Annotated in this window: 6 protein-coding genes, 1 tRNA gene and 1 pseudogene; 5 read left to right on the forward strand and 3 right to left on the reverse strand. The window is 72.8% G+C overall.

Going from position 1 to position 10,135, the window contains the following annotated elements; translation table 11 throughout:
* Nucleotides 1-706 (forward strand): annotated as a pseudogene (locus ABD323_RS35495) (D-alanyl-D-alanine carboxypeptidase); the annotation flags it as partial.
* 7 nt (nt 707-713) lie between these two features.
* Here ABD323_RS35495 and ABD323_RS35500 read toward each other — a convergent pair.
* Entirely contained in the window at nt 714-1,742 is a 1,029-nt protein-coding gene (locus ABD323_RS35500; RefSeq protein WP_344446211.1) for a YhjD/YihY/BrkB family envelope integrity protein, read from the reverse strand.
* Between the two features lie 152 nt (nt 1,743-1,894).
* Nucleotides 1,895-2,665 (reverse strand): polyprenol monophosphomannose synthase, encoded by a 771-nt coding sequence (locus tag ABD323_RS35505; protein WP_344446212.1) that lies wholly within the window; start codon nt 2,663-2,665, stop codon nt 1,895-1,897.
* A 488-nt stretch (nt 2,666-3,153) separates the two neighbouring features.
* On the opposite strand from ABD323_RS35505, the gene ABD323_RS35510 reads away from it, so the two are divergent.
* Together ABD323_RS35510 and ABD323_RS35515 are read left to right on the forward strand one after the other, a co-directional pair.
* Complete coding sequence (locus tag ABD323_RS35510) at nt 3,154-4,710, forward strand: APC family permease (RefSeq protein ID WP_344446213.1); 1,557 nt, start codon at nt 3,154-3,156, stop codon at nt 4,708-4,710.
* Nucleotides 4,711-4,798: 88 nt separating this feature from the next.
* A complete protein-coding gene (locus tag ABD323_RS35515) occupies nt 4,799-6,481 on the forward strand; it encodes a flavin monoamine oxidase family protein (protein WP_344446214.1) in 1,683 nt (560 codons plus the stop codon).
* Between the two features lie 278 nt (nt 6,482-6,759).
* On the opposite strand, the gene ABD323_RS35520 is transcribed toward ABD323_RS35515, so the two are convergent.
* On the reverse strand, nt 6,760-7,800 hold the full coding sequence (locus tag ABD323_RS35520) for a substrate-binding domain-containing protein (RefSeq protein ID WP_344446215.1): 1,041 nt from the start codon (nt 7,798-7,800) through the stop codon (nt 6,760-6,762).
* Nucleotides 7,801-8,260: 460 nt separating this feature from the next.
* Between ABD323_RS35520 and ABD323_RS35525 the strand changes: the two genes are divergently transcribed.
* Both ABD323_RS35525 and ABD323_RS35530 read left to right on the forward strand, forming a co-directional pair.
* Nucleotides 8,261-8,333 (forward strand) — tRNA-Arg (locus ABD323_RS35525).
* 270 nt (nt 8,334-8,603) lie between these two features.
* Complete coding sequence (locus ABD323_RS35530; RefSeq protein WP_344446217.1) at nt 8,604-10,055, forward strand: MFS transporter; 1,452 nt, start codon at nt 8,604-8,606, stop codon at nt 10,053-10,055.
* Nucleotides 10,056-10,135: the final 80 nt, after the last annotated feature.

Consider the following 10,135-nt stretch of genomic DNA (forward strand, 5'->3'; position numbering starts at 1 on the left):
GAACGACCAGGCCGCCGCCTTCGGCATGGCGAACACCACCTACGCGGACGCGGCCGGCTACAGCGCCGACACCAAGAGCACCGCGAAGGACCAGCTCAAGCTGGCCGAGCAGGTGGCACGCAACCCGATCTTCCAGCAGATCGTGGCCGAGCCGGACAGCACCATCAACGGCACCAAGATCTTCAACACCAACGCGCTGCTCAACCCGAAGACCGGGGTCATCGGCACCAAGACCGGCTCCAGCACGCCGGCCGGCAGCTGCCTGATGTGGGCGGCCACCAAGACCGTCGGCGGGACCCAGCAGCTGCTGCTCGGGGTCACCCTGGGCCAGCCGGCCACCACCACGGACAACATCCTCAAGGCGGCGCAGACCGTCAGCGCGAAGATCATCACGGCCGGCCAGAACGGTCTGACCGGTCAGACCCTGGCCAAGCAGGGCGACGTGGTCGGCTACGTGGACGACGGCCTCGGCGGCCGGGTGCCGGTGGTGGCGACCAAGGACGTCACGGTGGCCGGCTGGCAGGGGATCTCCACCACCCTGACGCTCACCCCGGGACCGGTCGGCATCGCGCACGCGGCCAAGGCCGGCACCCAGGTCGGCATCCTGACCGCGGGCGAGGGCGCCACCCAGGTGCAGGTCCCGGTGGTGCTGCAGCACGACCTCGCGCCGCCGTCGATCCTCTCCCGCCTCACCCGACTGCTCTGACCGGCCCTCAGCCGCCGGCCGCCCCGCCCTCCTGATCCGCCCCGCCGTCCTGGTCGGCCCCGCCGCTCCGGTCGGCGGGGCCTTCTGTCTTCCCGCCGCCGCCGCCGTCGCCGTCGCCGTCGCCCGCCCCACCGCCCCTGCCACCCTTGGAGCGCTTGCCACCCTTGGCGGCGGGGCGGGGCCGGAGCGCCGGCTCGGGCCCCAGCAACTGGGCCAGCGGCTCCTCCTCGGACATCACCCGGCCCAGCGCGATCGCGAAGGTCACCGCGGTGAAGAGCACGATCAGCCAGGACAGAAAGGTGAAGAAGACCCCGTAGGGGCCGAACTGCGCGACGCTGCGCGCCATCGCGTGCGGCAGGTAGACCTGGGAGGCGACCCCGACCCCGGTCATCGCCGCCCCGCAGAGCAGCGCGCCCGGCAGCAGGGGCAGCCAGCGCACCCGGCCGCCGAGCAGCAGGTGCTGGGTCCACCACCAGAGCAGGGTGCCGACCACCATGGTCAGCGGCAGCCCGAGCCACCAGCCCAGGCCGAACCCCTTGCGCAGCGGTGCCTGCAGGGCCAGCACGGTCAGCCAGATCACCACCCAGGCCAGCCAGCGCCAGGCCGCCAGCCGGGTGGGGGAGCGCGGCAGCTCCCAGCAGCGCTCGCAGACCCGCTGCATGGCGCGGCTCAGCGCGGTGGCCGACAGGATCGTGATCAGCGCCCCGAGCACGCCGAAGCCGTGCGACTCGTCGTCGTGCGGGTTCGCCATGACCTGCTGCACCTGGTCGGCCGTGGCGCCCTGCAGCCCCAGCTGCTCGCGCAGCGAGCTGAGCAGGCCGTTGCGGATCGAGGCGGGGGCGAAGACGGCGACCACGAAGAGCGCCGGCAGCGCGCTGAGGAACGTCTGCGCGGCCAGCCGGCTCGCGCAGTCCAGGACGTTCACCCGGATCAGCTGCCGCAGGGCCCGCCCGATCAGCGGGATCACCTCGGGCAGGGCCCTGGCGGTGCCGGAGAGCTCGTCGACCCGCGCGCGGGCCCTGGACCACCGCCCCACACCCGCTCCTTCCAGCGCCGCCGTCCGGTGATCACAGGATCACCCGGCGCTCCGCACCCCGCATCCGCGCCCGCCGCCGGCACCCGCCGCGGGAACGCCGAAGGGCCCGTACGGCGACGTACGGGCCCTTCGGAGCGGATCGGGTGCGTCGCCTACTTCGCCCGGCCCTTGCCGGTGAGCTTGGCGAAGCGGGACTGCAGGCCCCAGACGGTGACCCGCCACAGCGCCTCGACGACGATGTTGCGGCTCATCTTGGAGGCGCCGTGCTCGCGCTCGACGAAGGTGATCGGCACCTCGGCGACCTTGAAGCCGGCCTTGACCGTGCGCCAGGCCAGGTCGACCTGGAAGCAGTAGCCGGCCGAGGCGACCTCGTCCATGCCCAGGCCCAGCAGGGTCTCCTTGCGGAAGGCGCGGTACCCGCCGGTGACGTCCTTCATCGGGACGCCGAGCATCAGACGCGAGTAGGTCGAGCCGCCGCGGGAGAGGATCAGACGGGACTTGGGCCAGTTCACGACCTTGCCGCCGGGCACCCAGCGCGAGCCCATCACCAGGTCGGCGCCGCGCAGCGCGGTCAGCAGGCGGTAGAGCTCCTCGGGCTGGTGCGAGCCGTCGGCGTCCATCTCGACCAGGACGGAGTACCCGTTGTCGATGCCCCAGCGGAAGCCGGCCAGGTACGCCGCGCCGAGGCCCTCCTTGCCCTTGCGGTGCAGGACGTGGACCTGCTCGTCCCGCTCGGCGATCTTGTCGGCCATCTCGCCGGTGCCGTCGGGGCTGTTGTCGTCGGCGACCAGGATGTGCACCTCGGGGACGGCAGCCCGGACCCGGGAGGTGATCCGTTCGACGTTCTCGGCCTCGTTGTAGGTCGGAATGATGACCAGCACCTTGCCGAGGTCGGCGAAGGAGTGCTCCTGGGGCGCAGTCACGTACGAGCCTTTCGGGTTGCGCCGTGTCCACCCTGGACACAACGTCGCGTCGTCTTCGGTGATCGGAGCTCCGTCCAGGGGGGACGGGCCGCCCGCCGGGGAATCTGGTACGGGGCACCACCAGTGCCGATGGTAGCGACCCGTGGCGCGAGGCCGTTAGCCAGGCACCTCACGGCCCCTGTGGACCCGCCCCGGCTCCGGCCCCGGCGGGTCCCCGGCGGTCCGAAGCGGCGTCCACGGGCTGGACGCCCCGGCGCCGGGTCCCTTCCGGCGCCCGCCCGCCCTCCGGTCCGCCGCCTGGATTCCGGGCCGGTTTCCGCCCGGTTTCCACCACGGACGCACCCGGCGCGACCTGAACACTCCGTCAGTCCAGCAGGGCGGATCCCTGACTAGTTGTTGCTTGCGGCGGTGGTGACCGGACCCGGATGCTGACGATCCATCGGCACGGGAACCACCGCGGCGGGTCACCACGGAGCGAGGGAGCACGCATGTCAGAAGAGACCGGAGCGGACGGCACCGGGGGCGAGGTCAACCGGCTGAAGGCCAACTCGGTCGGCCTGGTGGGCGTCGTCTTCATGGCGATCGCGACCGCGGCCCCGATCACCGCGATGACCGGAAACCTGCCGATCATCGTGGGCCAGGGCAACGGCATCGGAGCGCCGGCCGCCTACATCTTCGCCACCCTGGTGCTGACGGTCTTCTCGGTCGGCTACGTCGCGATGGCCCGGCACATCACGGCCGCCGGCGCCTTCTACGGCTTCATCTCGCACGGCCTGGGCCGGGTGATGGGGATGGCCTCGGGCCTGCTAGCGGTGCTCGCCTACATCGTCTTCGAGGCGTCGATCATCGGCTTCTTCGCCTACTCGCTGCGCGGCCTGGTCGCCTCCCAGCTGGGGGTGACGCTGGCCTGGGGCTGGTACGCGCTCTTCGGGCTGCTGGTGATCGCGGTGATGGCCTTCTTCGACATCCACCTCACCGCCCGGGTGCTGGGGGTCGCGCTGGTGCTGGAGATCGCGGTGCTGGGCGCGGCCTCGGTCGCGGTGGCGCTCAGCGGTGGTGGCCCGGACGGCATCCCGATGGCGGCGATCAACCCGCTGAACGCCTTCAAGGGGGTCGGCGGCTCCGGAACGGCGGCCGCGGGCCTGGGCCTCTTCTTCGCCTTCTGGTCGTGGGTCGGCTTCGAGTCCACCGCGATGTACGGCGAGGAGTCCCGCGACCCCAAGCGGGTGGTCCCGCGGGCCACCCTGATCTCGGTGGTCGGCGTCGGCGTCTTCTACGTCTTCGTCTCCTGGATGATCATCTCCGGCAACGGGGTGGAGAACGCGATCCACATCGCGAACGGCCTGGTGCCCGGCAAGGACGGCAACAACCTCTTCTTCGACCCGCTGGGCGCGCACTTCGGCGCCTGGGCGGTCAAGGTCTTCCAGTGGCTGGTGGTGACCGGCTCGTTCGCCTGTGCGATGGCCTTCCACCAGTGCGCCGCCCGCTACCTCTACGCGATCGGCCGCGAGGGCTTCATCCACCCGGCGCTGGGCCGCACCCACCCGCGGCACGGCTCGCCGTACGTCGCCTCGGCCGTCCAGTCGGTGATCGCCATCGCGCTGGTGGTGGCGTTCCTGGCCGCCGGCCTGGACCCCTACGTGCACCTCTACTCGCTGCTCGCGCTGCTCGGCACGATGGCGATCCTGATCGTCCAGACGCTCTGCTCCTTCGCGGTGATCGGCTACTTCCACAAGCAGGGCAAGCACCCGGAGACCAAGCACTGGTTCCGCACCCTGACCGCGCCACTGCTCGGCGGGGTCTCGATGGCCTGCGTGGTGGTGCTGCTGGTGAAGAACATGGACACCGCGGCCGGACCGGCCGCCTCCACGCTGCTCTTCAAGCTGATCCCGTACCTGGTGATCGGCACCTTCCTGGGCGGCATCGCGCTGGCGCTCTACATGAAGAACCGCCGGCCGGAGCGGTACGCCCGGATGGGCCGGATCATCCTCGAGGACGCCGCCGAGCGCCCTGCCGTCGAGCCGGTCCCCGCCGGCCGGCCCTGAACCCCACACCCCTACACCCCCACACCCCCCTTCGGTACCTCCACCCCCACGCTCCGCGACCCTCACCACCCCTCCGAGAGGACCTCACATGCCCCGCACCAACCCCCTACACGCGCTGCGCAAGATGGCCGCCGAGCACGCCGCGGCCGACCGGCTGCGGCTGGCCCCCGGCGAGCTGCGCGAGCTGCGCGCGGACGCCGCCGCCGAACCGGGCGCCCTGGGCCGGCGCGAGCTGCTGCGCGCCGCGGCACTGTCCGGGGTCGGCGTGGCGGCGCTCGGCGCGGGCCTGACGGCCGGCACCGGCCGGGCGGCGGCGGCACCGGCCGGCGCGGCCCGTCCCCAGCTGGGCAAGGACGCCCGGGTGGTGATCGTCGGAGCCGGCATCGCCGGTCTCAACGCGGCCCTGACGCTGGCCGACGCCGGCGTGCGGAGCACGATCTACGAGGCCAACCCGGACCGGATCGGCGGCCGGATGTACTCCCAGACCAGTTACTGGGACAACGGCCAGACCAGCGAGGTCGGCGGCGAGCTGATCGACACCGACCACGTCACGCTGCTCGCGCTCTGCAAGCGCTTCGGCCTGCCGCTGGTGGACTTCGCCGCCGCCGGGCCGGCCGGTGCCCGCGAGGTGCTCTGGTTCGACGGCCGCTACTACCCGCGCGAGCAGGCCGACCTGGACTTCGCCCCGGTCTGGCGCCGCCTGCAGGCCGACGGCGCGGCCGCCGGTGACGTCTCCTGGGACTCCAGCAGCGCCGCAGGCCGGGCCTTCGACGCGATGACGGTCCGCCAGTGGATCGAGTCCCGGGTGCCCGGTGGGATGCACTCCCAGCTGGGCCGCTGGCTGGACGTGGGGTACAACGTCGAGTACGGCGCCGACACCACGGTCCAGTCCTCGCTGGCGATCGTCCAGCAGCTCGGCGGCCAGAGCGACCCGCAGCACTTCAACCTCTGGGGCGAGAGCGACGAGCGCTTCCACGTGGTCGGCGGCAACGACCAGGTCCCGCACGCGATAGCCGCCGCGCTGCCGGCCGGCAGCATCCGGCTGGGCCACGAGCTGCTGGCCGTGCGGGCCAACAGCGACGGCACCCAGACGCTGACCTTCTCGGTGGGCGGCACCACCAGGACCGTCACCGCCGACCACACCGTCATCACCGTGCCGCTGGGTGTCCTGCAGCGCCTGGACCTCTCCCGGGCCCGCTTCGACGGCCGGATGACCAACCTGCTGCGCGATGCCCGGATGGGCTCCTGCACCAAGCTCAACATGCAGTTCGACCAGCGCACCTGGCTGGGCCGCGGCCCGTGGCCGGGGGTCTCGGGCGGTGACCTGTTCAGCGACCTCCCGCTGCAGCAGACCTGGGACACCACCAAGCCGCAGGCCGGTACCTCGGGCATCCTGCTGCAGTACGGCGGCGGATCGCTGGCGCACTCGCTGACGCCGTCGGGCCCGTTCAACACCGCGCAGCAGGACCCGTACGTGCGGGACCTGGTGGGCCGGGTGCTCGGCCAGGTCGACCAGGCCTACCCCGGCACCCGGGCCCAGTGGAACGGCAAGGCGCAGCTCTCGGCCTGGCACCGCAACCCGTACTCCTGGGGCGCCTACTCGTACTGGCCGGTCAACTACCTGCACCGGTACGCCGGTTACGAGGCGACCCGGCAGGGCAACATCCACCTCGGCGGCGAGCACACCTCGGTGGACTTCCAGGGCTTCATGAACGGTGGCGCCGAGCAGGGCGAGCGGGTGGCCCGGGAGGTGCTGGCCGACCTGGCCTGAACACGTCGCGGGCGGCCCGGCGTCACGTCGGGCCGCCCGCGCCGGGGCCCCCGGTGCGGCGTCCTGCCGCACGCGGGGGCCCCGGCGTGTCCGGTCGGGTTCACGGCTCCTGCTGATCGTCCTTCAGCGACTGCTTCAAACCGTCCAGCAGCAGCACGAAGTTGTCCAGGTCAGTGCCCTCGCACCACTCGGGCGGGGGCGTGATCGTCTCGTTCATGCCCCGACGCTAGCCCGAGCGGATCAACAACCGATAAGCGCCGCGCGGGCGTTCGGCGAATTCAGTTGCACTTGAGCCCGCTGGACTGCCAACTGCCGGCGTCCACCATGGTGGTGGGTGCGAAGGCCTCCGGGGGGAAGGCCTTGCCGTCGCGCAGCTTGTCGACCATGGTCTGCACCGCGAGCGCGCCCACGTCGGTCCCGCTGATGTAGAGCGCGGCCCGCATGCCGGTGGGCCGCCCGGCGCGCCAGTCCTTGCAGGCCAGGTAGGCGCCCAGGCCCACCCCGATCACGTTGTCGGTGCTGACCCCGGCGGCCTGCAGCGCGTCCAGGCTGCCCTGGACGTTCTCGTCGTTGCAGCCCCAGACGATCCAGTGCTTGACCGTGGGGTTGGCGGCGATGGTCAGCGCCACCTGCTTCTGCGCGCCGGCCACGGTGTTGTCCGAGTCGATGTCCAGCGTGTGCAACTGCCCGTTGGCGGCGAAGAATGCCTCACCGGCCGCGTTCACCCGGTCCCCGCAGACGGTGACGTCCTGCTCCCAGGAGGCGATGATCCTGGTGTCGGCGGGGTTCCACCCCGTCTTCCGGTACTCCTGGGCGGCCCGCTTGCCGATCTCGGTGCCCATCTGCTCGCCACTGAAGCCGACCCGCGCCACCAGGTTCTGGTGGGCGCAGGCCCCCGGCAGCGGACCGGTCGTGCAGACCTGGTCGTCCGAGGTGAGCAGCGCCATCCGGTTGTCCTTGGCGGTCTGCACCAGCTCCGGTCCCACCGCCGGGTCCGGCACCACGATGATCACGCCCTGGTTCTTGTGCGCGGCCGCCGCCTTGACCTCGCTGACCGCCTTCTGGGCGTCGCTGCCCAGGTCCACCATCTGCAGGTCGACGCCCAGTTGGTCCGCTCTGGCCTTGGCGCCGGCGGCCTCGTCGACGAAGTACCCCTGGTCCCCCTGTTTCTGCAGGTAGGCGATGGAGATCTGCCCCTTCACCCTGGCGATCCCGTCCCCGGACCCTCCCGAGCTCGAACAGGCCGTCAGGCCGAGCAGCAGGACGAGGGCCAGGCCGGCCGGGGTGGCCGCACGGCGCCGGTGGCGTGCAGTGAACATGTGGTGCTCCAGAGCAGGGGTGGGCGGGGCGTTGGCAGTGGGGGATGCGTCGACCCATCAGAATCGGACGCATTCAAACGCAATGCCACATGACAATCCCTGCCGACAGTGCGCGTCAAGGCTCGTGCAGTGATCGGTTCTGCTTGATATCGGCCCGTGACCTGGGCGAGTCCTCAAGGGGTGACCGGCCCCTGTCCGGAGAGGGCCGGCCCGCGCGGTGATTCCTGGTGGAACCTGGTTCCTGTCGTTGGAAACCGTCGCACGCCTGGACGGCGCCGCCGGTGGCGCCTCGTGGCGTCTCCCGTGGGCGTCCCGCCCCCGTCGGCGGCCGGCCGGGTGCGGGTGGCAATGTCGAGATCTCCGCTGGTGCGATCCGCTAGTCTGTTACCCGTCATGCGGTCATCCCGCCGCATGCCCCGGGGGGCGCGTACGCACCTCCCCGAGCACGGCCATGGGCCGGGCCCCAGTAGCTCAGGGGATAGAGCACAGCTCTCCTAAAGCTGGTGTCGCAGGTTCGAATCCTGCCTGGGGCACAGGGAGCGGCGCCTCGGCGCCGCACGACGGACGGGTGGGGTGCGGTGGACGCGCCCCACCCGTCCGTCTCTTTTGCGTCCGGGGCGCCGTCGCTCGGTCCGCGGTGCCGTCGCGTCCGCCGGGTGTCCTGCGGTCGCGCCAAGAGTTCATCTGGGGCAGAGCATCTCTGCTACCGAATATGTCGCTTACCGATGTAATCTGCGGGGCGCCGGGCAGCCCCGGTGCGCCCGTGCGACGGCGCGAGGATCCGACGAGCCGGGGAGCCCAGCATGGTCGTGCCTGCGGAACGGATCGGGCCGCCGGCGGCGCCCACCCGCGCGGTCCGGCTGCGGCGGCTGCTGACCACCGAGCGCCCGCGCCCGGATCTGGTCCGCTCGCGTCCGTGGGCCTGGCGACTGGCGGTGGCCACGGTCTGCTTCGGCGCCTTCATGGGCCAACTCGACGCCAGCATCGTCACCCTGACCTACCGTTCGCTGGGTGGGGAGTTCCACACCTCGCCGGCCGGCGTCGAATGGGTCTCGCTGGCCTACCTGCTGACGCTGGTGGCCCTGCTGGTGCCGGTCGGCCGGCTCTCCGACGTGCACGGCCGCAAGCTGCTCTACCTGTACGGCTTCGCCGTCTTCACCGCGGCCTCCGCCGTCTGCGGGCTGGCCCCCGGGCTGGGCGCGCTGGTGGCCTTCCGGGTCGTGCAGGCGGTCGGCGCGGCGCTGATGCAGGCCAACAGCGTGGCGCTGGTGGCCACCAGCGCGCCCCCGCACCGGATGCGTGCCGCGCTGGGCGTCCAGGCGGCCGGACAGGCGATCGGCCTGGCCCTGGGGCCCACGGTCGGTGGGGCGCTGGTCGCCACGCTCGGCTGGCGCTGGGTGTTCGGCGTCAACGTCCCCGTGGGGATCCTCGCGCTGGTGGCCGGCCACTACCTGCTGCCGCGCACCTGCGGCCGGGCGGTCGCGGCCCGCACCGACGTGCCCGGCGTGGCCCTGCTCGCCGCCGCGAGCACGGCCGGGCTGCTGGCGCTGTCGGTGGTCTCGGGCCTGGGCCCGCCGCCCTGGACGGCGCTCCTGCTCGCCGTGTCCGCCGGCCTCGCGGGCGGGGCCTTCCTGCGCCGCCAGCGCCGCTGCCCCGCCCCGCTGATCGACCTGCGGCTGCTGCGCGCCGCGCGGATCGGCCCGGGCCTGCTCGCCGGACTCTGCGGCTACCTGGTGCTGTTCGGGCCGCTCGTCCTGGTGCCCGTCGCCCTCGCCGGGCCGGCGGGCTCCGACGGATCGACACTGGCCACCGGCCTGGTGCTGACCGCGCTGCCGGTCGGCTTCGCCATCGCCGCGACCGGCGCCGAGCGCCTGCTGCCGCCGGGCTGGAGCGATGTGCGGCGCAGCCGGGCCGGCGCGGCGGGCTGCGTCGGCGCGCTGCTGCTGATGGCGCTGCTGCCCTGGCAGGCCGCGCTGCTGCCCGGTCCGCTCGCGCTGCTCGGCCTGGCCCTGGGCACCTTCGTGCCGGCCAACAACACGCTGGTGATGCGGGCGGTGCCGGCCGCGGCGGCCGGCACCGGCGGGGGCATGGTCAACATGACCCGCGGGCTGGGCACCGCGATCGGGGTGGCGGCCGTCACGCTGGCCCTGCACCTGGTCCCGGGCCCGGACGGCGTGCGGGTGGCGGTGCTGACCCTGGCTGCCTTCGCCCTGCTGGCCCTGGCCACCACCTGCCGTGACCGCCCCGGGCCCTGACCCGCGCTCAGCCTCCCGCGGCTCCCGCGGCTCCCGCGGCTCCCGCGGCTCCCGCGGGGCGGGGGGGGGGGGGGGGCGCC

It is taken from the genome of Kitasatospora nipponensis, from assembly GCF_039528135.1.
Lineage (GTDB): Bacteria > Actinomycetota > Actinomycetes > Streptomycetales > Streptomycetaceae > Kitasatospora > Kitasatospora nipponensis.